This window comes from Aeromonas sp. s5, assembly GCF_040907865.1.
In the GTDB taxonomy this organism is placed as follows: domain Bacteria; phylum Pseudomonadota; class Gammaproteobacteria; order Enterobacterales; family Aeromonadaceae; genus Aeromonas; species Aeromonas dhakensis.
Genome location: NZ_JBFOCO010000005.1, coordinates 1 through 22,308 on the forward strand (window position 1 = coordinate 1; position 22,308 = coordinate 22,308).

The window sequence follows — 22,308 nt, forward strand, 5'->3', positions numbered from 1 at the left end:
GAGGGGGGCGGGATTGGCACACTAGCTGCAAAGGTTCAGAAGTCCTGCATAAGGATATGTGTGTGATTGTTACCCCAACGTTCAGGTATTTAGGGCCATCCCGGCGGGATGGCCCCTTTTTTTGGCTTTTTTATGGTGAAGCTGCGTGGTGACTGTCTGTTGCCTGATATGTGCTGTGCAGTGATGGGGCTTGTCACTGGTGAGTTCACCCCATGATGGTGCAGTTTTTACCCATAAGGGATTAGATGCCGAACCGGCTCATGTCGATCACCAGCTTGCCCACCATGCGGCCGGCTTCCACCTCGGCATGGGCCTGAGCCAGGGTCGTCGGGGTCAGCTCGGGTACCACCTTGCTGAGGGTGCTCTTGACCACGCCCTGATCCACCAGGGCGGCGACCAGCCCCAACAGGTTGTGCTGCTCGATCATGTCCGGGGTCTGGAACAGGGAGCGGGTAAACATGAACTCCTGGCTGAAGGTGACGCTCTTGCTCTTGAGCAGGGAGAGATCCCAGGGCTCGCTCGACTCGGCGATGGTGCAGATATGGCCGAACGGGCTGATGAGGCTGGCCATGGCATCCCAGTGCTGCTCGGTGGCATTGGTGCAGAAGATGGCGTCCACCTGGTTGATGTCGAGGGCGGTGAGCTCCTCTTGCAACTGGTGATGGCTCACCACCTGATGGGCCCCCATCTGCAGACACCAGGCCCGGGTTTCGGGGCGGGAGGCGGTGGCGATCACCTCCATGCCGGTGAGCTGGCGGGCCAGCTGGATGGCGATGGAGCCGACCCCGCCGGCGCCGCCGATGATGAGCAGCCGTCCGCGGCTCTCGCGGCTGAGGCCCATGCGCTCGAACAGGGTCTCCCAGGCGGTGATGGCGGTGAGCGGCAGGGCGGCCGCCTCCAGGTCGCTCAGGCTGGCGGGGGCGAGGGCGGCGATGCGCTCATCCACCAGTTGCAGGGCGCTGTTGCTGCCGGGGCGGCTGATGTCGCCGGCATACCAGACCCGGTCGCCCGCCTTGAACAGGGTCACCTCGCGGCCGACGGCGATCACTTCGCCCACGGCGTCCCAGCCCAGCACCCGCGGGCTGCTCTCGACCTTGGCCTTGGGGGCGCGCACCTTGGTGTCGACCGGGTTGATGGAAGTGGCGTTGACCCGCACCAGCAGGTCGCGCGGGCCCGGCGTCGGGTCGGCCAGATTGGCCTCGATAAAGCAGTCGGGATGATCGCTCGGCAGATAGTGGGTCAGGGCGATGGCTTTCATGGCAGTTCCTTTCAAATCGGTTGGATGGGGATTGCCAGCCACTCTAGTCTGGTTGATTATTCAGATTAAGATGGGTAATTGGTAAAGACTGTTTGAATATATGAACAATGTCGAACTGGAGCTGATGGGGCTGTTTGCCACCGTGGTGGAGCAGGGCAGTTTTACCGGTGCGGCCGAGCTGCTTGGCATGCCCAAATCCTCGGTCAGCCAGAAGATCTCGCGGCTCGAATCCCAGCTCGGGGTGCGCCTGTTGCAGCGTACCACCCGCCGGTTGAGCCTGACCCCGCAGGGAGAGGTCTATGTGGAACAGTGCCGGGCGCTGCTGGCGCTGGCCCGCAGCGCCAATCTGGCGATGGCGAGGCTGCGCGCAGCCCCGGCCGGCCGGGTGCGGATCACCGCGCCGGAGGCCACCGGCACCCTGCTGCTCGGTCGGATCCTGGCCGAGTTTCGAGCCCTCTATCCCGAGGTGGTGCTTGAGCTGACCCTCTGCGATGAGCAGCTCGATCTGGTGGGGGAGGGTTATGATCTGGCGCTGCGGGCGGCGCCGCTGAAAGACTCCAGCCTCATCTGTCGGCGCATCGGTCAGGTGCCGCGCCATCTGGTGGCGGCACCCGCCTATCTGGCGGCCCACGGCATGCCGCAACAGCTGAGCGAGCTGGGTCGATACGCCTGCCTGGTGCACACATCGTTGCCGGTGTGGCCGCTGCAGGAGGGGGGCTGGCGGCCGCAGGGGGCCTGCATCAGCAACAGCCTGCTGGCGCTGCGGGAGCTGGCCATCAACGAAGGGGGAATTGCGCTGCTGCCCCATCACGTCTGCGAAGGGGATCTGGCGAGTGGCCGCTTGCAGAGGGTATTGCCCGAGCTCGCCGTGCCGCCCAACCCCTTCTATCTCATCTACCCGAGCCGGGAACACCTGGCCCCCGCCCTGCGCAGCCTGATGGATTTTGTGGCCGAGCGGTTGCCGTTTGCCTGAGGTTACCAGCCGCTCTGGCCGGCCGACTCCTGATTGGGCTTGAGGCCGAGTGGCACCGACTGGCGTTCCGCCAGCATGCGGATCTGCCCTTCAATGAGGCTGGCGTTGGGGCCCAGCACCAGCACCAGCTGATGGTCGTTGAGCTGGATCCAGGAGAGGCAGCCCAGCCCCAGCAGGCGGGATTGATCCACCAGCGAGATGTCGCGCACCCGCAGGCTGAGACGGGTCAGGCAGACGCTCATGGCCTGCAGGTTGTCCATGCCCCCCAGCACCTTGAGGTACTGGATCGCCAGCATCTGGGGATCGGAGGGGGCGACGCTGGCCAGGCGCGGGTGCTCCGGCGCGATGGGCTTGCTCGGCAGGCTGAGGGGCGTGCGCTCCAGCAGCTGATAGAACAGCAAGGTGTAGGCGACAAAGAACAGGATGCCGACCGGAATGAGCCAGAAGCTGTGCTCGCCGGCGTGGTAGCTCAGCACCAGATCCAGCAGGCCGGCGGAGAAGTAGCTGCCCACCTTGATGCCGAGCGCGCTGCAGGTGGCGAGCGACAGGCCGGTCAGCAGGGCGTGGGCCAGAAACAGCCAGGGGGCGGTGAAGGCGAACAGGAACTCGATGGGCTCGGTGATCCCCACCAGCGCCGAGGTGAGCGCCAGGGTGAGCAGCAGCCCCCCCTGCGGCAGCCGCTGCATGCGCTGGCGGTGCAGCCAGATGGCGAAACAGGCGCCAGGCAGGCCGAACATGATGATGGGGTAGAGCCCGGCCACATAGCCTTCGTGCAGCGGCTGGGCGCTGGCCAGCGCCTGCAGGTTGCTCTCCCCCAGCCCGATGAGGCTGCCCAGCACCTGGTGCAGGCCGAGCGGGATCAGCAGCCGGTTCAGCACGCCGTAGCAGAAGGCGCCGAGCGGGGTGGTGAGCAGCTCGGAGGCGAGCAGGGTGATGCCCTGCTCCAGCAGTGGCCAGAGCAGCGCGAGGGGGAAGGCCAGCAGCAGGCAGGCCAGTGCCGAGGCGAGCAGGCTGGTGAAATCGCCATTGACCAGTCGCAGCCAGTGGGGCATGGGGTGGCGCTTGAGCCAGGGGTAGACGATGGCAGTGGTCAATCCCGCCAGCAGGCCGCAGATCATGTCGCTGTGCAGGCCGGGAGCCAGGGTGCCGAGCGCCGAGCTCAGCAGCAGGAAGTTGACCGCCCCGGCCAGCGCCTGGCTCCCCTCGCCTTGGCGGCTCAGCCCGAAAGCGATGGCCACCGCATAGATGAGCGGCATCTGGCTGAACAGGGCGCGACCGGTGAGGGAGAGCACCGCCAGATCCAGCACATCCGGCTGGCCGAGCCGATAGAGCAGGGCCGCCAGCGGCAGGATGGAGACCGGCAGCAACAGGGCGTAACCGAGTCGCTGCAGGGCTTGGGTCAGGATCTGTCTGGCGTTCTGGACGGGCATAAGGGCGCACTGTTTTGTGACATGGCGCACAGTTTACCCTTAAAGCACCCATTTTGGGATAGTTTCGGAACCCTTTATTAATCCATTGCTGAACAAGGTTCGAAGAGCCGCCTTACGCTCTGGCTCGGGGCCGGGGTGAGCAGGCTGACCAGCACGAAGGCGATCAGCCCCAGCGCCAGGCTCGGCACGATGGCGTGCAGACCGGCCAGCTTGATCCCCCACTGGCTCAAGATGGCGTAGCAGAGAATGCCGCACACCATGCTGGCCAGGGCGCCGGGGCCGTTGGCCCGTGACCAGTAGAGGCCGAGCACCAGCGGCCAGAGGAACACCGCCTGCAGGCCGCCGAAGGCGAGCAGGTTGAGCCAGATGATCATCTCGGGGGGCTGCAGCGCCGCCAGCAGCACCAGGGTGCCCAGGGTCAGGGTGCAGAGCAGGGAGAGGCGCGGCACCCGTACCTCCAGTTTCTCCTGGCCGGCCTTCTCCGGGCTCAGGTAGTTGAGGTAGAGATCCTTCACCAACGTGGCGGAGGCCTGGATCAGCTGGGAGTCGATGGTGGACATGATGGCCGCCATGGGGGCCGCCAGGAAGACCCCGGCCAGCCAGGGGGGCAGCACTTCCATCATCAGGGAGGGCATGATCTTGTCCGGACTGTCCATGCCGGGCAGGATGGCGCGGCCCAGCGCCCCGGCCAGGTGCATGCCGAACATCAGGAAGGCGCTGACGATGGTGCCGATCAGGATGCCGCGATGCAGCGCCTTGCTGTCGCGATAGCCAAAGCAGCGCAGGGCCGAGTGGGGCAGCCCCACCACCCCGACGCAGACCAGCACCCAGAAGCTCAGCATGAAGGGCTGGGTCAGCATGTCGCCGGCCCCCTGCGGGCTCACCAGCTTGGGATCGATCGCCTTGAGCTGGTGGATAAGGTTGGGCAAACCATCCCCCGCGATCAGGATCCCCGCCAGCAGGGCGCCGGTGCCGATCAGCATGATGATCCCCTGCAGCGCATCCGTCATCACCACGGCGCGAAAGCCGCCGATCACCGTGTAGAGCAGCACGCAGCCGGCAAACAGCAAGAGTCCCTGCTGGTAAGAGAGGCCGGTGGCGGTCTCCAGCAGGCGGGCGCCGCCGATGAACTGCACCACCATGGTGGCGATGAAGGCGAGGATAATGGTGACCGAGCCCAGCACCACCACGGCCCTGCTCTGGTAGCGGGCCCACAGCATGTCGTTGATGGTCACCGCATTGACCCGGCGGGCGATGATGGCGAACTTCTTGCCAAGCACCCCCAGGGTGAGCCAGACGGTGGGCAGCTGGATCATCGCCAGCAGCACCCAGCCCAGACCAATCTTGTAGGCGGCCCCCGGCCCGCCGATAAAGGAGGAGGCCGAGGTGTAAGTGGCCACCAGGGTCATGGCCAGCACCAGGCCGCCCATGCTGCGGTTGCCGATGAAGTACTCCTGCACGAAGTCACCGCCCACCCGGTGGCGGCTGGCCCAGAAACCGACCCCCAGCACCAGCACCAGATAGATGCACAGCGGCAGCAGCAGCTCAAGATTCATGGGGAGGCTCCTTGTCATCGAGGGGCTGGGAGTCGAGGGGGATGTCCACGAACAGGCGATCCACCATCAGGCCGCACAGCACGATGAACAGCAGCGGCATCAGAATGCAGCTGAGCAGGAACCAGAGCGGCATATCCCAGAATTCGATCTCTTCGGGGATGAAATAGGCCGTGCCATACCAGGCAAGGAAGTAGAGCAGGGTCAGCAGCAGGCAGAGTGCTGCTTCCCGACGAGCGAGCGCAAAACGGTTCACCTTGGCCTCCGACAATTTCGAGGGGCGCAAGGATAACAAAAAAGGGCCATGTCGCCATGGCCCTTTTTCAGCAGAAGATCTGCGGACGCGAGTCTTACAGACCCAGCTTCTTGTGCAGGTAGTGGATATTGGTACCACCGTGCTGGAAGTTTTCGTCCTTCATGATCTCTTTTTGCAGGGAGACGTTGGTCTTGATCCCTTCCACCACCAGCTCGTCCAGCGCCTGACGCATGCGGGCAATGGCGACGTCGCGGTTTTCACCGTAACAGATCAGCTTGCCGATCATGGAGTCGTAGTAGGGCGGCACCTTGTAGCCGGCGTAGATGTGGGAGTCCCAACGCACGCCCAGACCACCCGGTGCGTGGAAGCGCTGGATCAGGCCCGGAGACGGCATGAAGGTGGCCGGGTCTTCGGCGTTGATCCGGCACTCGATGGCGTGGCCACGGATGCGGATGTCCTGCTGGGTGATCGACAGGGGCTGGCCGGCGGCGATGCGCAGCTGCTCCTTGATGAGGTCGACGCCGGTGACCATCTCGGTAACCGGGTGCTCTACCTGGATCCGGGTGTTCATCTCGATGAAATAGAACTCGCCGTTTTCGTACAGGAACTCGAAAGTACCCGCACCGCGGTAGCCGATCTCGATACAGGCGCGCACGCAGCGTTCACCGATGAACTTGCGCATCTCGGCGGTGATGCCCGGCGCCGGTGCCTCTTCGACCACCTTCTGGTGGCGACGCTGCATGGAGCAGTCGCGCTCGCCCAGATAGAGGGCGTTGCCCTGGCCGTCTGCCAGCACCTGGATCTCGATGTGGCGCGGGTTCTCCAGGTACTTCTCCATGTAGACCATGTCGTTCTTGAAGAACTGGCCTGCTTCGGACTTGGTCAGCGCGATGGCGGCAGCCAGCTCGGCTTCGCTGCGCACCACGCGCATGCCGCGACCACCACCGCCACCGGCGGCCTTGATGATCACCGGGTAGCCAATGCGCTTGGCAATGGCGGCGTTGTGCTTGGCATCGCTGTCAACCGGACCGTCGGAGCCCGGTACGCAGGGTACGCCCGCTTTCTTCATCGCCTCGATGGCGGAGACCTTGTCACCCATCAGGCGAATGGTCTCGGCGCGCGGGCCGATGAAGACGAAGCCGGATTTCTCGACCACTTCGGCAAAGTCGGCGTTCTCGGAGAGGAAGCCGTAGCCGGGGTGAATGGCAACGGCACCGGTCACCTCGGCGGCGGCGATGATGGCCGGCACGTTGAGGTAGGAGTCGGTACTGGCCGGTTTGCCGATACAGATGGTTTCGTCGGCCAGCAGCACATGCTTGAGCTCCCGGTCGGCGGTGGAGTGAACGGCCACTGTCTTGATCCCGAGCTCTTTGCAGGCGCGCAGGATCCGCAGGGCAATTTCACCGCGGTTGGCGATGACTACTTTGTCCAACATGGGTGGCGATTTCCCTTATTCGATGATGAACAGCGGCTCGTCGAATTCGACGGCCTGACCATTTTCAACCAGGATCGCTTTGATCACGCCGGCCTTGTCGGATTCGATTTGGTTCATCATTTTCATGGCTTCGACGATGCACAGGGTATCGCCGACATTGACGTGCTGGCCCACTTCCACGAACGGCTTGGCTTCCGGGCTGGAAGAGCGGTAGAAGGAACCGACCATGGGGGAGCGCATCAGGTGACCGGCCGGGGTGGCGTCGGCAGCCGGTGCTGCGGCGGCCGGGGCGGCGGCGACAGGAGCGGCTACCGGGGCAGCAACCTGCGGCATGATCATCTGCGGAGCAGCGGTCACCTGACCGGAGAAGTTGCGGCTGATGCGAACGGACTCTTCACCTTCGGAGATCTCCAGTTCGGCGATGCCGGACTCTTCAACCAGTTCAATCAGCTTCTTGATTTTGCGGATATCCATTAGCATTCTCTTTCTTCTTTATCTGATCAGTGATTATCAAGCCGCGCGCAACTGGTGCACGGCCGCGGTTAAAGCGAATTGGTAGCCATCGGCCCCCAGCCCACAAATGACCCCCTTGGCGACATCAGACAGATAGGAGTGATGACGGAAGGGTTCCCTGGCGTGGACGTTGGACAGGTGAACCTCGATAAAGGGGATGGCCACACCCAGCAGCGCATCGCGGAGGGCGACGCTGGTGTGGGTGAAGGCGGCCGGATTGATGATGATGAAGTCCACCTGACCCATGGCCTGGTGGATGCGGCCGACCAGCTCATGTTCGGCGTTGGATTGCAGGTGTTCCAGTGTGACCCCGAGTTCGCCGGCACTTAGCGTCAGATCGGCGACGATCTCATCGAGCGTCTTGCTGCCGTAGATGCCCGGTTCCCGTTTGCCCAGCAGGTTCAGGTTTGGCCCGTTGAGCAGGAGAATTCGGTGTTTTTGCGACATATTGAGTACATCCTCGATGATAATGCTGCTATCTGTCAGCTATCTTGTGGACTACCAGAAATCTAGCCATTTTCTGCTCAAATCGGTGTGCACTGGCACACAGATTTCGCAATTATATTGATTTCGTGAAAATTAGCAGCATTTTACTGGTCTAATCTCTACATCTGTCTGTTTTTTGCTCTATTAGGTCGGCTGTCAAAACACTCACTAGCAGGAATGACAAAGCCGGCACAGGGCCGGCTTTGGAGGCAAAAGGCAGACGGGATCAGGCGGCTTCGGACTTCTCGCGAATGAGTTTGTCCACTACGCCCGGATCCGCCAGGGTGGAGATATCCCCCAGGCTGTCGGTCTCGCCGGTGGCGATCTTGCGCAGAATGCGCCGCATGATCTTGCCGGAACGGGTCTTGGGCAGCCCCTCGGCCCAGTGGATCACGTCCGGGGTGGCGATGGCGCCGATCTCCTTGCGGACCCACTCCTTTACCTCCTTGTGCAGCTCCCGGCTCGGCTCTTCGCCGGCGATCAGGGTGACATAGGCGTAGATGCCCTGACCCTTGATCTCGTGCGGTACTCCCACCACAGCCGCTTCGGCGATCTTCGGATGAGCCACCAGCGCGGATTCGATCTCGGCGGTGCCCATGCGGTGGCCGGAGACGTTCAGTACATCATCCACCCGGCCGGTGATCCAGTAGTAGCCATCCTCGTCGCGACGGGCACCGTCGCCGGTGAAGTAACGGCCGGGGAAGGTGGAGAAGTAGGTCTGTTCAAAGCGTTCGTGATCGCCGAATACGGTGCGCATCTGACCCGGCCAGGAGTCGGTGATCACCAGGTTGCCCTCGGTGGCCCCCTCCAGCGGCTCGCCCATGTTGTCCACCAGCGCCGGCTGCACGCCGAAGAAGGGGCGGGTGGCCGAGCCTGGCTTGAGATCGGTGACGCCGGGCAGCGGGCTGATGAGGATGCCGCCGGTCTCGGTCTGCCACCAGGTGTCGACGATGGGGCAGCGCTCGTCGCCTATGGTGCGGTAGTACCACTCCCAGGCTTCCGGGTTGATGGGCTCGCCCACCGAGCCCATGATGCGCAGGCTCGAACGGGAGGTACCCTCAACTGCCTCGTTGCCCTTGGCCATCAGCGCGCGGATGGCGGTGGGGGCGGTGTAGAGGATGGTGACCTGGTGCTTGTCCACCACTTGGCTCATGCGGTTGGTCGCCGGATAGTTGGGCACCCCTTCGAACATGATGGTGGTGGCACCGTTGGCGAGCGGCCCGTAGACCAGGTAGGAGTGGCCGGTGACCCAGCCCACGTCGGCGGTACACCAGTAGATGTCCTCCTCGTGGTAGTCGAAGATGTACTTGAAGGTGAGGGTGGCATAGACCAGATAGCCGCCGGTGGTGTGCAGCACCCCTTTGGGTTTGCCGGTGGAGCCGGAGGTGTAGAGGATGAACAGCGGGTCTTCGGCCCCCATCGCCTCCGGCGGGCAGTCACTGCTGACGGCAGCCGTTGCCTCATGCCACCACAGATCGCGGTGGTTGTGCCAGGCGATGTTGCCGCCGGTACGTTTGAGCACGATCACCTTGCTGACCTTGGTCTCCGGGTTGGTGAGCGCTTCATCCACATTCTTCTTGAGCGGCACCGGGCGGCCGCCACGCAGCCCCTCATCGGCGGTGACGACGATGGTGGAGCCGGAGTCGATGATGCGACCGGCCAGGGCTTCTGGCGAGAAACCGCCGAAGACGATGCTGTGCACGGCGCCGATGCGGGTACAGGCCAGCATGGCGATGGCCGCTTCCGGCACCATGGGCATGTAGAGGCAGACCACGTCGCCGCGATGCACCCCTTGTGCCTTCAGGACGTTGGCAAACTTGCACACCTCGGTGTGCAGCTCGCGATAGGTGAGCTTGCGATCCTCGGCCGGGCTGTCCCCTTCCCAGATGATGGCGACCTTGTCGCCGCGCTCGCTCAGATGGCGATCCAGGCAGTTGGCAGAGACGTTGAGCAGGCCGTCTTCATACCACTTGATGGAGACGTGGCCCGGATCGTAGGAGGTGTTCTTGACCCGGGTATAAGGCTTCATCCAGTCGAGGATCTTGCCCTGCTCGCCCCAGAAGGCATCCGGGTTCTGCACCGAGGCCTGGTACATGGCCTCATAGCCTGCCTTGTCCAGCAGGGCGCCCTGGCTGATGTGGGCTTTGACCGGGTAGACCTTGCTCTCGCTCATGTGTCACTCCTTTGAATACATTTTTGTAATGATTGGGTAACAACTTATACCTTTGGCGGGGGAGGGCAATTAGACTTTTGGATAGATGGCAACATCCGCTTACAGTCGCGTCGATGACAATTCATCGCCGATTGGGTAAAACGTCGCTTTTACCGATGGAGACAGCCCCCGTGTTGACCCTGCTTCTTTGCTCCTCCCTCTGGCAGTTCGAGGCCCCGAAGGCCACCGATGAGGCCGCATTGGCCGCCCCCCATGCCAATGGTCTTGAACTGACACCGACACAGCCCGATTCACCCTCACTGCGGGATCACATCAGCGGCCAGCTGAGCGAGGCATGGCTGGCGCGCAAGCCGCCGGTGTCCGTCACTCTCGGGGAGAAAAAGTCCTCCTATCCGCAGGACTCCTTGCTGGAAGAGTCACGCCGGCAGCAGGACGAAGGGTGGGACGCCAGGCTGACCTTCAACGATTGAGCCGGCAGTGGCTGTCACCCCCCTGGCGCGGGGGTCAGCACCAGTGATTCCTGCCCGATGCCAGCTGCGCCGCCAGATGGGGCTCGGCCAGCGGATGGCTGAACAGATAGCCCTGCCCCTCCTGACAGTGGAGGGATTGCAGAAACTGGCGCTGGGCCTGGGTCTCTATCCCTTCGGCGGTCACCATCATGCCCAGGCTGTCGGCCAGGTTGACGATGGTGCGGCACAGCTCCCGGCTGTGCTTGTCATCGGGCAGCGCCTGCACGAAGGTCTTGTCTATCTTGATGCGATCGATGGGCAGGCTTTTCAGCAGGCTCAGGGATGAGAAGCCGGTGCCAAAATCGTCGATGGCGATCTGCACCCCCAGCGCCTTCAGCCGCTTGAACAGCTGCAGACTCTGGTCGACCCGCTGGATGATGCTCTCGGTGACCTCTATCTCCAGCCGCTGCGGCGGAAAACCGGTCTCGGCCAGGATGGCGGCGACCCGCTCCACGTAACCTGCCGAGCGCATCTCCCGCACCGACACATTGACCGACAGTCTGGGCACCGCCAGCCCTGCGGCCAGCCAGGCTTGTCCCTGCTGGCAGGCGGTACGCATCACCCACTCCCCGATCTGCTCGATAAGGCCGCACTCCTCGGCCACCGGAATGAAGCGGGTCGGCCCTATCATGCCCTCGCTGGGGTGTTGCCAGCGCAGCAGGGCTTCCAGCCCGCTCAGCTGGTTGCTGGCCAGGTCCGTCATGGGTTGATAGAGGATGCAGAGCTGCTGTTGTTCGATGGCCTGGAACAGCCCCTGCTCCATGCTCAGTCGCTCCCGGGTCTGTTCCGTCATGTCCGGGGTATAGAAAAGGTAACCGTTGCGGCCCTGGTTCTTCGCCTCGTACATGGCGCTGTCGGCGGCACTGACCAGGGTGTCCGGGGTGGTGGCGTGTTCCGGATAGAGGGCGATGCCGATGCTGGCGGAGACGGCCACCCGCTCGTGATCCAGCTCGACCGGCTCGCGCAGGCGGGCCAGCAGCTGCTCGGCGAGCCTGGCCAGCTCCTCCGGCTGCTCGAAGTAGGGGATCAGCACCAGAAACTCATCGCCCCCCAGCCGGGCCGCCACGTCATTGTGGTGTAGGAGCCGGCGAATGCGCTCGGCCAGCAGCTTGAGCAGCTCGTCCCCGGCCCGGTGGCCCAGGGTGTCGTTGATCAGCTTGAAGCCGTCCAGATCGATGAACAGCAAGGCGAGCTGCTGCCGGTTGAGGTGGGCGGTCTTGATCTCCAGCTCAAGCCGCTCCTGCAGCAGGTTGCGGTTGCCGAGCTCGGTCAGGGGATCGTGATAGGCGAGGTGGTTGAGCTGTGCTTCGGCCTTGCGAATGGCGCTGATGTCGGAGAAGGCGATGACGTAGTTGGTGGTGTTGTGGCGACTGTCGTGGACGGCGCTGACATGCTGCCAGGAGGTGAAGTAGCCGCCATCCTTGCGCAGACACATCATCTCGCCATGCCAGGCGTGACTGCCGGGCAACAGGGTATGCCAGGGATAATCGATGTCGGTGTGGCGGCGCGGGTGCATGATGGCTTCCGGTGACTTGCCGACGACCTCATCCTCCTCGTACTGAGTCATGCTGCAGAAGGCCGGGTTGACCGAGATGATCTGGCGCTGGCCATCCATGATGATGATGCCTTCGGCGGCGGTTTCGAACACCACGTTGGCCTGGCGCAGCTTGTCTTCCTGGGTGCAGCGATCGGTGGCGTCGTGGATCACTCCGGTGATGCGTCGCCCCAGATGTTCGCTGGCTGCCACGTGATCGGCATGGATGTCGACCCAGCCTCGCTGCTGATCGGGCCCCAGGTAACCGAGGGTGAGATGAATGGGGGCCGTGCCCTTGAGCGCCGCCCTGAGCTGTTCGCCAGAGAGGGGATCGAAGCGCTTGATGAACTGATCCATTCCCCCCTGAAACTCGCTGACGGCGGTGCCGAGCAGCTGCTCGACCCGGCCGTCAAACTGCAGTCTGTCCTCCTTGACATGCCACTCCCACACCCCGATCCGGCCGGCATTCATGGCCAGTTGCAGCCGCCGCTGCGACTCGACCTGTTCGGTCACGTCGCGCACTATGGTGAGAATGCCGTCGGGCACGCCCTGTTCGTCGAGCATGGGGCTGTAGATCGCCTGCCAGTGGCGTTGCTGGCCCTGATGAGCCGCGGTATGGCCGCTCAGGTTCAGCTCGACCCGGGGGACGCCGCTGCTGATGATCTGCTGGAACAGGGGCTCCAGCACGGGGGCCAGGGCCGGGACGATTTCCCGCAGGGTGTGGCCATAGTGCTCCTCCCGGGAGAGGCCGTTGAGGTCGGCCAGGGTCTGGTTGACGCTGCGGCAGCGAAAGTGGCGATCGAAGATGCCTATGCCAAACGGGGCCAGTTCGAACAGCTGCTGCAGCTCGTTCACGCTCAACTGCCCCGCCTGCGGCGGATCGGGCATGGCGTCGAAAAGCTCTTTCCCCATCACGGGACTCCAAAATTGACTGTTTTGTCATTTGAGGTGTTGTCAGTATGGCATGAAGCCTGCTGGAGGGAAGATGTGGGGGCTCATTTGCCCCCAGTTTGGTTATTTTCCGAAGTGGTAGCTCAGGGTGAGGTTGATCACCGGCTGCCAGTCATGCTCCTTGATGAGCCACTGCTTGGCGCCGATCTCGGTGCCCAGTCGCCACTGCTGCCAGCACCAGCTGCGCTCCAGCGTGAGCCCCCAGTCCCGCAAGCCTTCGTCCGCCCCATAGGCGGCCATGTGGGCCTGACTGCCGCGGGTCAGCCAGAGATTGAGGGAGAGCCCGGCAGGCAGCGGCAGGCTGTGCTCCATGTACCAGAGCTGGCCATAGCGCCCGCTGACGTCATAGAGCTGGCCCAGGGTGAGCTGGTGATCGTCATCCAGTTGCCAGCCCAGGCGCCAGAGTGCGCTGAAGCGGGTACGGTCGATCACCTCCATCGGACTGACGCCGAGGGCGATAAAGCTCTTGTCGTAGAGCGGCAGCGCCACCCCGGCGCTCTGGCCGTCGGCGAAGATGAGGCCGACCTGGGTCTCCCGCTCGTAACCGACCCAGAACTGGGTGCTGTCGCTGCTGCCGCTGCCCGCCTGCTTGCTGTCCAGCTGCCACTGACCGCCGATGGCCAGCTCCTTGGCGCAGACCGGCAGCGCCAGGAGCAGCAGCACCAGCCAGTGCTTATTTGTTGCCATAGAGCCGCACCCAGTCCCGATCCTGATGCATGCCCATCAGGTGGCAGATGATGCCGGAACGCTGGAAGGCATAAATGAGCAGCACGCTGGTGGCGCTGAGCGCCATGATGAGGCCGAAATTGTTGGGCAGGATGGTGCCCTGGCGGGCGGTCCACCACAGCAGGAGCGGGCCCCACAGGTGCACGAAGATGCTCTTGTGGAAGATGAAGACGGTCAGCGAGTACATGCCGATCCAGTTGAGCGGGCGCCAGCAGAGACGGATGTTGCGCTGATGCAGCCAGAGCACGGCCCCGATCACCAGAAACTCCATGCCCCAGATGCCGGCACGTCCGATCATGTCCATCGCCAGCTCGTGCTCGTTGGCGTAGATGTCGCTGAGCTCGACCGTGCTGGTCTCGCCGAACATGAGATAGCAGGCCAGTGCCACCAGCGAGAGCGTCAGCACCAGCGTGTTGAGGCGGTCCCGCCATTGGGGCCGCTGATGCCAGCACCAGCCGTAGAGGAAGCCGAAGCAGCCGCTGGCCATGAAGAGGTCGAGGCGGGCATCCAGCTCGTAGTCGGGGTGTACATGCAGCTTCATCCAGCCGTCGATGTGACCGAGCAGATCCTGCACGCCGAGCTGATCCAGCAGCAGGCTGAGCAGGGTCAGCAGCAACATGCCGCGGATGCCGAACCAGGCGTAGACCAGTGAGAAGAGCGCCAGCAGGCACATCCACAGCATCACCGGATAGAAAGAGATCGCCTCGCCGAAGTTGGGGGCGATCACCAGTCCTTCCACATAGAGCACCAGTATGATGCTGGCGAACAGCACCAGCTTGCCGCCCAGCTGCGGTCTGAAGCTGGCCTGATCACGGCGACTGAGGTTGAAGGCGGCCAGTGCCAGGTAGATCTGGCTGACCCAGGGGATGAGCCAGGCCGACACCTGGGCCGTCAGATGATCCATGGGCAGCAGCTGGCCGGCCATCGCCTTGTGGGAGAGGTAGAAGCTGTCCCACAGGGCGTGCTCCCGATTGAAGAAGTCGATGTACCAGTAGTTGAGGTAGCCGGTGTAGTGCTCGAAGACGGCCATGAAGATGACGAGCCCTCGCAGCAGATCGAGGCCCGTGATGCGCGCATCCTGTGGAGGCATGCTGATGCTCCTGTATCGGTCGGAAAAGGAGCGGCACTATAGCGGTTGTCGTGAAACTGAACGGGAGCTGAATGTAAGCGAATGTTACCCGCAATTACCCCGCTGACCTTGCCACAAGGGCAACCGGGGGGATCGGGCTGTCATGATTTGTAATAGTTTTGGCGCTTTTTCAGCCTTTCTGGCGGCCAAACGCCTGGATGCCGCGCACCAGGACCAGCCAGCCGACCACGTGAAACGGCAGCGCCATGGCGTAGAGCAGCAGCCAGTGGGCCTCGCTGCCACTGCTGTGAATGAAGTCGATCCAGGCGGCCAGCAGGGCCAGCATGCCCGCTATCTGGAAGCGGCGGCGCAGCACCACCTCGACGCCGAGGTTGGCAAGGTAGAGGGTCAGCAGTATGCCGGCGAAGCCGGTAAGCTGGGCGGTGCCGTAGAGTTCCCGGTCCGGATTGAACAGCAGGGTGACGAGGGGAGTAATGCCCTGATCCTGCGGGATCAGGGCCAGCAGCCAGCATGCGATCAGGAGCAGGGCTGTCTTCATCGGCTTAGTCGGCGGTTTGCGCCGGTTTGACCAGGCTGAGGTAGTTGGCATCCATCTTGAGGAATACCCCCAGCAGCCGGGCACTGGCGCCGTAGAAGCCGAACTGGTCGGCGGCGCGGCAGGCGCTCTCGAACTTGTCGAACCAGCCCAGCAGGTGGCCGTGCAGCAGGGACTCCTGCTCGCCGAGCCAGCTTTCACGCTGGGCGGCGGTGGTCGCCTCGGCGGCGCGGATGATGAGGTTGCCCATCAGATCCAGCTCGATGGCCAGGTGATCAGCAGGCTCTTTGTACTTGTCGCTGACGTTGATGCCGAGGCGATCGAGGCGAGCCTGCATCTCGCTCATGGGGGCCTGCATCAGCAGCTTGCCCTCGCCGCGATAGAGCGATTCGTAAGGCAGGGCACCCTGCTTGGGATCCACCAGGAACAGACCGGCGAAGTCGGCGGAGAGCTCCAGCTGGCGATCCGGGCGCACCAGCAGGCGGGCGATGGCCTCGTTCAGTTCGGCCACCGCCTCGCGCATCGGATCGAGAGTGGAGAGGCTCTTCAAGAAGCTGCGCACGTCATAGGTGTCGTATTCAGCGATCTGTGCATCACTGAGCTCGGCAGCGAACAGGGTGGAGAACCACCAGTAAAGCTCGGCCCGGCGTTCGCTGGTAGCCATGAATTCCTGCATTTATCCTCCGTGGATGACAATCGGGAGCCATAGAGGCTCCCGATTCTAACGACTTTAAAAATAAAGGAAACTCAAGGGGTGACTTTCGTCCCCTCGGGTCACAGTGCCGGGAACATGGGATCGATGCCCTTGGCGGATTCCGGTGCCCCGAAGGCGGTGACGGCCGGTGCCTGCCCGTGGAACTTCTCGATCTCCACCAACGCGGTGTGGGCCGTGGTGGCCTGCGCCAGGCTGGAGGAGCCGATGTCGGCGGTCAGCACGTTGGGGTCGCCATAGGTACACAAGGTCCCCACCTTGCCGCCCTCTTGCGGGCCGTACCAGGCCCCCTCCTGGATGCGCACCACGCCGGGGGCGTAGTCTTCGCTCACCACCAGACCGGCCAGCACCTGACCGCGGCCGTTGAAGACCCGCACCAGATCCCCGTCCTTGAGCCCGCGCGCCCTGGCGTCCTGCGGGTTCATGTAGACCGGCTCGCGCCCCTGCACCGTATAGGTGGCACGGTAGGCATCGGAGGAGCAGAGCTGGCTGTGCAGCCGCTTGTCCGGGTGACAGGATTGCAGGTGCAGCGGGAACTGCTGGCTGCCATGACCGCCGTGGGAGCGCTCGTAGGGCTCGATCCAGACCGGGTGGCCCGGGCAATCCGCGTAGCCGTAGTCGGCGATGGTCTTGGAGTAGATCTCGATGAGGCCGGACGGGGTGCCCAGCGGTTCCAGATCCGGCTCCTTGCGGAACGACTCGTGACGCACCCAGGGCTGGCCCGCCGGGAAGCTGACGAAGCCTTCACCGTGCCAGAACTGGCTGAAGCGGGGCAGGCGGATGCCGATGCCGCGGCCCTGCAGGCGGGCGTCGTCATAGATGCTCTGGATCCACTCCAGCTTGGTCTTGCCACCGGTGAACTCGGCCTCGCGATCGAAGCGACGGCACAGATCGGCGAAGATGTCGTAGTCGTCGCGCGCCTCGAACAGCGGCTCGACCACCTTGTGCATGGCCAGGATGCCGGCGTTGGAGTGGGACCCCCACTGCTCGATGTCATCCCGCTCGTAGGTGGTGGTGGCCGGCAGCACAATATCGGCGAAGCGGCAGCTGGCGGTCCACTGGTGATCCACGCTGACCACGGTTTCCAGCTTGCGCCAGGCGGCGATCATCTTGTTGCGATCCTGCTGGTGGTGGAACGGGTTGTTGCCGCAGAACACCGCCATCTTCATCTGGGGATAGGTGATGGTCTGACCGTTGAAGGCGATGCGCTTGCCCGGGTTCAGGATGCAGTCGACGAAACGGGCCACCGGGATGAACCTGGAGTAGCCCTTCCAGTCGCCGTTGTGCAGCGGCTTGACCCCGGGAATGACGGAGCTGAAGCCGGACATGATGGGGCCCGTGCTGGTGATGGTACCGGCGCCGTTGTAGTGCCAGCCAAACCCGTAGCCACCGCCCGGCAGGCCGATCTGGCCCAGCATGGAGGCCAGTACCACCAGCATCCAGGCGTACTGTTCGCCGTGGTGCATGCGCTGCACACACCAGCCGCCGATGAGCTGGGTGCGGCCGCTGGCCATGGTGCGCGCCAGCTCGCGAATGGTGTCGGCAGGCACGCCACAGATGGCGGAGGCCCACTCGGCATCCTTCACCTGGCCATCCTTGGTGCCCAGCAGATAGGGCAGGAACTTGTCAAAGCCGGTGGTGTAGTTCTTGAGGAAGTCCTCGTCGTGACGCTTCTCGCTGTAGAGGGTATGGGCGATACCCAGCATCAGGGGCACGTCGGTCTGCGGGTTCAGGGTCACCTGATCGCAATTGAGGTACTTCTGGGTCTTGGACTTGACCGGGTCGACGCTGATGACCTTGATCTCGCCCTTGGCCACTTTCTCTTTCAGCTGTGCCCAGTATTCGTAGACGCTGTGATCCGGCACCAACCAGCCCACCTGCAGGTTCTTGATGGGATCGGAACCCCAGATGACGATGGTCTTGCTGTGCTCCAGCACCAGGGGCCAGGAAGTTTGCTGCTCGTACACCTCCATGGCGCCCGCCACGTGGGGCAGGATCACCTGGGCGGCGCCGGTGGAGTAGTCACCGGCCTTGGCCAGATAGGTACCGTGCAGGTTCATGGCGCGGCCCAGCATGGCGCCGGCGGAGTGCAGCTTGCCGACCGACTGCCAGCCTGAGTGACCGGCGTAGAGGGCGCTCGGGCCATAGGTCTTCTGCACCCGCTCCAGCTCGTGATAGAAGAAGTCCAGCGCCTGAGACCAGGTCACCCGCACGAAGCGGTTCTGGCCGCGCTCGCTGGTGTCGGACTGGTGGCCCTTGCGCAGCCAGTCCAGACGCACCATGGGGTAGCGGATGCGGGAGGGGTTGTAGACCACTTCACTCAGGGCCTTGAGCATCTCGGTCGGATGCTTGTCATGCTCGAACGGCAGGGTCTCGACCCAGCGGCCGTTGACCACACGGGCGCGGAAGGCGCCCCAGTGGGAGCCGGACTGCACCAGTTTTTCGCCGGACTCGGCGGCCATCACGGCGCGACCGAGCAGGGAGGGGCCGATCAGGGCGCTGGCACCGCTGGCCAGCAAGCCACCCAGAAAACCACGACGGGAAATATTGATCATCTTGTTATTCCTCTTTCGAATCCGGAATTAGTGGCTGCCCTGACCACCGGTATCGGCGGCATGGTTTTGCAGGTACTTGAGCAGGGTGCGCTCCTCTTCCTTGCTCAGGCGATAGTAGGCAGACATGGCCTTGAGACCCGAGATCCAGCCGTTGGCGGTGAAGTGAGCCGGATCCGGCGCCGCGTGGCAGGAGTTGCAGGTGGACTTGTACATCTCGCCGGCATAATCCCAGATCGGTTTGAGGGAGGATTCGAGGCCCTTGCCATCGACCCAGGCCTGAACCTGTACCTGTTCCCACTTGATATGGGTGGCGCTGTCAGTTTCCTGTTTCAGGATCTTCTCGTTTGCCTTGAGCTCGTCACGGATGGTGGCCACGAAGACTCGCTTGCCCATGTACTCGCTCAGCACGCGGCCCTTGCCTTCGGTTTCGCGCCAGCCTTCGATGGTCACCTTGAGGCGATCGCCGCTGCGGGCCACGACTTCGATGCGGGAGGCGGGCAGCAGCTTGCCGACCGGATCGGTGCTCTCTTCGCTTTCGTAGAGATCCTTCTCACCCAGGGTGTAGAGGGTCTCGGCGGCCGGTGCCTGCTGGGCTTCGTTTGCCAGGGTGGCGTAGGTGGCACGGAAGCCGCCCGCCATGTTCGGCAGTTCATGAGCGATGCCCTTGTGGCACTCAATGCAGTTCATGTTCTTCGCGGCGGCCTCGGTCATCGCCTTGGCGGCGGCAGGAGACTGCTTGGCGTGGTCCATGTTGTCGTAGCTGTGGCAGGACTTGCAGGTCTTGGAGTTCTGGCTGCTCATGCGCGCCCAGACCTTCTCGGCCAGGTGCAGACGCCGGTCTTCAAATTTCTCCTGGGTGTCGATGCTGTGACCGATGTACTGCTGATAGAGGTCGTTGGCCGCCTCCATCTTGCGGGCCACCTTGCCGACGAAGTCCTTCGGCTGGTGGCAGTCGGTACAGACGGCCTGGACGCCGGAGGCGTTCTTGAAGTGAATGGACTCCTTGTACTCGGGGTACACGGTGTCCTTCATGGTATGGCAGGAGATACAGAACTCGAGGGTACTGGTCTTCTCGAAGCCGTAGTGCAAGCCAACGGTACCGGCCAGGGTGACCCCGACGCCCGCCAGAACCAGCGCCAGCACCGACCAGCGACGGCTGGGTGTGCGCAGGAAATGCCACAGTTTTTTCATAATGGTCTCTCACATCACTTTTTTGATGGAGGCCATGATAGGGAGGCGTTGTGAACAGGGCTGCCGTCGGAAATTAATGAAATAGGGGTATTTATGACAAAATATGAATAGAATAACCCTCCCTTGTTGAACGCCGCGGACCTTGCCCATGAGCCACCACATTCTGGTTGTTGAAGATGATGCCGTCACCCGCGAGAAGCTGACCGGCTATTTCGAACGGGAAGGCTATCGGGTGACCGCGGTCGAAAACGGCCAGGAGATGCGGGCCGTGCTGGCAGAGCAGGAGGTGGCCCTGGTGATGCTGGACATCAACCTGCCGGGGGAGGATGGCTTGCTGCTGACCCGTGAACTGCGCGCCCGCAGCACAGTGGGGATCATCCTGGTGACCGGTCGCAGCGATGCGGTGGACAGGATCGTCGGCCTCGAGATGGGAGCCGACGACTATGTCACCAAACCATTCGAGCTCAGGGAATTGCTGGTGCGGGTCAAGAACCTGCTATGGCGCATCTCATTGGCCGCAGCCCAGCCGTGCGAGCCGGCCCCGGCCGACGATGCGGTGCGCTTCGGCCCCTGGCGCTTCGATATTCCCCGTCGCCAGCTCAGCAAGGATGGGGTGCCGGTGCGCCTGACCAAGGCGGAGTACGAGGTGCTGGTGGCCTTCATCGCCAACGCCGGGCGGGTGCTGAGCCGGGAACGGATCCTTGCCCTCACCAGCCACCGCGGCGATGGCCCGAGCGATCGCACCATAGACGTGCTGATCCGCCGCCTGCGGGGCAAGATGGAGCAAGATCCCCGTGACCCGCAACTGTTCGTCACCGTGCACGGGGAAGGTTATCTGTTCGCCGGCGAGCTGGCCGCCTGATCCTCAGCTTTGCTAGGCGCTCAGGCCGATGGTCGGGTGTCAAACTGCGGGCAGTCATCCCCTATCTGGTGCCAGGGGGCCTTGGAGCCGACGAAGATGTGAAAGGCGGGGCGCTGGCTCGGCGCCTCGTCCAGTATCCCCAGCCGCAGATTGATCTTGCCCGTGCTGCGCTTCTGGCTGAACAGGCTGGAGCCGCAGTGGCGGCAGAAGGCGAGGCTGGTCTCGTCCGATTTCTGGTAGCGGCCGATGGCCTCGCTCCCCTTCGCGATGGTCACCTTGTCACCATCCAGCCCGCCGACCGAGGCGTAGTCCGCCCCGGAAAACTTGCGGCACTCAGAGCAATGGCAGTTGCCCATGTAGTCGAACTGATCCGGCAGGGTCAGGGCCACGGCGCCGCACAGGCAGCTCGCATGCAATGTGTTCATCTCTTCTCCTTGAGTACTTGGTTAGTTGCCGCTGGCGTCGAAGCCGACCCGGTAGACGGGGCGAAAGGTGCCATCGGACAGAGAGTTGGCGGGATTGGCCAGGGGGGCCTCCAGAGTCAGGATGGGGGGGCCCATCACCCGCGGGCACTGCTGCTCGCCGGCCTCGGGTCTTTGCAGCAGGCAGACCGCCTGGGCCACTGCAAGGCGCCCCTGCTGGCGCATCTGATCGCTGTTGGCGGCCAGGACCTTGCCCCGTCGCAGGCCGCGTTGCACCCCGTGGCTGAAGTAGGTGCTCAATACTTGGGGTTTTGTGAGTTGGCGCTGCGCCAGCTCGTTGACCGCCACTTCGGCGGCGATGGCGCCCCCCACCAGATAGTCGAGGTCGGGGTGGCGGGCCAGGGTCTGCTGCACCAGGGTGCGCTGGATCTCGCGGCTGTTGTCACCGCGCGCCGTGGTCACCAGCCTGATGGCGCTGCCCTGGATGGCTGCGGCAAAGCCGGGCTCGACGAAATTGTTGCCACCGCTCGCCTGCGGGCCGGGAAAGAGCGCCACCGTCACTGGCGGGCTGCCTGCAGGGTGGCGCTGTGCCAGCCAGTGGCCCATGCGCCAGCCCATCTGATACCAGGAGACCCCCACCTTGGCCTTGACCAGTCCGGCGGGCAGATCGTTGACCAGGCCGAACACCGGCAGCGGGCTGGCGCCGATCGCCTCGCCGAGCCCGTCGTAGCTCACCGCGCCGAGCAGGATGGCGTCGCTCCCCTCGCTCACGCACTGCTGCAACTGGCGGCGCTGTTCGGCAAGGGCGCCGTAACCGCCCGCCTCGTGGATACGCAGCTTCACGCCGAGCCGCTTGGCCTCCTCCACCATGCCCTGATTGACCGACAGCCAGTAGGCATCGCGCAGGTGGGGGTAGAAAGCGCACAGGGTCAGGGGGCGGGTGACGGGGGCTGGCCCTTGCCAGTTCAGGCGAGCCGGCTTGCCGCCGAAGGCGCCGTCCGGCCAGTGATCCACCTCGAAGGCGAGGGCGCAGGCCGGGAGCAGCAGGAGCAACAGGGAGAGACAGACGCTTCGCATGGCCGGGGGTTTTGTTAAAGTGTGGGGCCATATTATCCGGTCAAAGTCGACCACAACCAAGGTACTT

Annotated in this window: 20 protein-coding genes; 3 read left to right on the forward strand and 17 right to left on the reverse strand. The window is 63.6% G+C overall.

The features are described 5' to 3' along the window. Positions 1 to 241 precede the first annotated feature (241 nt). Positions 242 to 1,258, reverse strand: a complete 1,017-nt coding sequence (locus tag AB5Y94_RS01115) for a zinc-binding alcohol dehydrogenase family protein (RefSeq protein ID WP_368204521.1) — start codon at positions 1,256 to 1,258, stop codon at positions 242 to 244. A gap of 100 nt (positions 1,259 to 1,358) precedes the next feature. On the opposite strand from AB5Y94_RS01115, the gene AB5Y94_RS01120 reads away from it, so the two are divergent. Further along, positions 1,359 to 2,231, forward strand: a complete 873-nt coding sequence (locus AB5Y94_RS01120) for a LysR family transcriptional regulator (protein ID WP_005298022.1) — start codon at positions 1,359 to 1,361, stop codon at positions 2,229 to 2,231. Between the two features lie 2 nt (positions 2,232 to 2,233). Here the strand turns inward: AB5Y94_RS01120 and AB5Y94_RS01125 are convergent, their stop codons facing one another. The 7 genes from AB5Y94_RS01125 to acs all read right to left on the reverse strand — a co-directional run bounded on the left by AB5Y94_RS01125 (position 2,234) and on the right by acs (position 10,077). Further along, positions 2,234 to 3,661, reverse strand: a complete 1,428-nt coding sequence (locus AB5Y94_RS01125) for a PTS transporter subunit EIIC (protein WP_005298024.1) — start codon at positions 3,659 to 3,661, stop codon at positions 2,234 to 2,236. A 77-nt stretch (positions 3,662 to 3,738) separates the two neighbouring features. After that, on the reverse strand, positions 3,739 to 5,217 hold the full coding sequence (gene panF, locus AB5Y94_RS01130) for a sodium/pantothenate symporter (protein WP_368204523.1): 1,479 nt from the start codon (positions 5,215 to 5,217) through the stop codon (positions 3,739 to 3,741). Then, positions 5,207 to 5,485: a YhdT family protein gene (locus AB5Y94_RS01135; RefSeq protein ID WP_010633080.1), complete on the reverse strand. Its 279-nt coding sequence runs from the start codon at positions 5,483 to 5,485 to the stop codon at positions 5,207 to 5,209. The genes panF and AB5Y94_RS01135 overlap by 11 nt, the downstream gene beginning before the upstream one ends. 79 nt (positions 5,486 to 5,564) lie before the next feature. After that, positions 5,565 to 6,905, reverse strand: coding sequence for an acetyl-CoA carboxylase biotin carboxylase subunit (gene accC / locus AB5Y94_RS01140; RefSeq protein ID WP_005298029.1), 1,341 nt, complete (start codon positions 6,903 to 6,905; stop codon positions 5,565 to 5,567). 15 nt (positions 6,906 to 6,920) lie between these two features. After that, entirely contained in the window at positions 6,921 to 7,379 is a 459-nt protein-coding gene (gene accB / locus AB5Y94_RS01145; RefSeq protein ID WP_005298038.1) for an acetyl-CoA carboxylase biotin carboxyl carrier protein, read from the reverse strand. Between the two features lie 36 nt (positions 7,380 to 7,415). Next, positions 7,416 to 7,865 (reverse strand): type II 3-dehydroquinate dehydratase, encoded by a 450-nt coding sequence (gene aroQ, locus AB5Y94_RS01150; protein WP_010633081.1) that lies wholly within the window; start codon positions 7,863 to 7,865, stop codon positions 7,416 to 7,418. Positions 7,866 to 8,130: 265 nt separating this feature from the next. Further along, on the reverse strand, positions 8,131 to 10,077 hold the full coding sequence (gene acs / locus AB5Y94_RS01155; RefSeq protein ID WP_017788400.1) for an acetate--CoA ligase: 1,947 nt from the start codon (positions 10,075 to 10,077) through the stop codon (positions 8,131 to 8,133). A gap of 170 nt (positions 10,078 to 10,247) precedes the next feature. Here acs and AB5Y94_RS01160 point away from each other — a divergent pair, with 170 nt between their 5' ends. Beyond that, the gene (locus tag AB5Y94_RS01160; protein WP_017779921.1) at positions 10,248 to 10,547 is read left to right on the forward strand and encodes a hypothetical protein; all 300 of its coding nucleotides are present in this window, start codon (positions 10,248 to 10,250) and stop codon (positions 10,545 to 10,547) included. A gap of 34 nt (positions 10,548 to 10,581) precedes the next feature. Here AB5Y94_RS01160 and AB5Y94_RS01165 read toward each other — a convergent pair whose 3' ends face one another. The 7 genes from AB5Y94_RS01165 to torC form a co-directional block, all read right to left on the reverse strand. Further along, the gene (locus AB5Y94_RS01165; RefSeq protein WP_368204524.1) at positions 10,582 to 13,032 is read right to left on the reverse strand and encodes an EAL domain-containing protein; all 2,451 of its coding nucleotides are present in this window, start codon (positions 13,030 to 13,032) and stop codon (positions 10,582 to 10,584) included. Positions 13,033 to 13,134: 102 nt separating this feature from the next. Then, a complete protein-coding gene (locus AB5Y94_RS01170; protein ID WP_117402448.1) occupies positions 13,135 to 13,758 on the reverse strand; it encodes a hypothetical protein in 624 nt (207 codons plus the stop codon). Further along, positions 13,745 to 14,887 carry a hypothetical protein gene (locus AB5Y94_RS01175; protein ID WP_216973303.1) on the reverse strand — a complete coding sequence of 381 codons (1,143 nt, stop codon included), beginning with the start codon at positions 14,885 to 14,887 and terminating at the stop codon, positions 13,745 to 13,747. The genes AB5Y94_RS01170 and AB5Y94_RS01175 overlap by 14 nt, the downstream gene beginning before the upstream one ends. A 169-nt stretch (positions 14,888 to 15,056) precedes the next feature. After that, positions 15,057 to 15,425 (reverse strand): hypothetical protein, encoded by a 369-nt coding sequence (locus AB5Y94_RS01180; RefSeq protein WP_017765174.1) that lies wholly within the window; start codon positions 15,423 to 15,425, stop codon positions 15,057 to 15,059. 4 nt (positions 15,426 to 15,429) lie between these two features. Further along, positions 15,430 to 16,098 (reverse strand): molecular chaperone TorD, encoded by a 669-nt coding sequence (torD, locus tag AB5Y94_RS01185; RefSeq protein WP_368204526.1) that lies wholly within the window; start codon positions 16,096 to 16,098, stop codon positions 15,430 to 15,432. 98 nt (positions 16,099 to 16,196) lie between these two features. Then, on the reverse strand, positions 16,197 to 18,689 hold the full coding sequence (gene torA, locus AB5Y94_RS01190) for a trimethylamine-N-oxide reductase TorA (protein WP_368204528.1): 2,493 nt from the start codon (positions 18,687 to 18,689) through the stop codon (positions 16,197 to 16,199). Between the two features lie 27 nt (positions 18,690 to 18,716). Continuing rightward, on the reverse strand, positions 18,717 to 19,880 hold the full coding sequence (torC, locus tag AB5Y94_RS01195; RefSeq protein ID WP_124249632.1) for a pentaheme c-type cytochrome TorC: 1,164 nt from the start codon (positions 19,878 to 19,880) through the stop codon (positions 18,717 to 18,719). A 148-nt stretch (positions 19,881 to 20,028) separates the two neighbouring features. Between torC and torR the strand changes: the two genes are divergently transcribed. Then, positions 20,029 to 20,742 (forward strand): two-component system response regulator TorR, encoded by a 714-nt coding sequence (gene torR / locus AB5Y94_RS01200; RefSeq protein ID WP_095592158.1) that lies wholly within the window; start codon positions 20,029 to 20,031, stop codon positions 20,740 to 20,742. A 20-nt stretch (positions 20,743 to 20,762) separates the two neighbouring features. Here torR and AB5Y94_RS01205 read toward each other — a convergent pair whose 3' ends face one another. Together AB5Y94_RS01205 and torT are read right to left on the reverse strand one after the other, a co-directional pair. Beyond that, positions 20,763 to 21,167: a GFA family protein gene (locus tag AB5Y94_RS01205; RefSeq protein ID WP_368204530.1), complete on the reverse strand. Its 405-nt coding sequence runs from the start codon at positions 21,165 to 21,167 to the stop codon at positions 20,763 to 20,765. Positions 21,168 to 21,188: 21 nt separating this feature from the next. Next, the gene (torT, locus tag AB5Y94_RS01210; RefSeq protein ID WP_368204532.1) at positions 21,189 to 22,241 is read right to left on the reverse strand and encodes a TMAO reductase system periplasmic protein TorT; all 1,053 of its coding nucleotides are present in this window, start codon (positions 22,239 to 22,241) and stop codon (positions 21,189 to 21,191) included. Positions 22,242 to 22,308 lie beyond the last annotated feature (67 nt).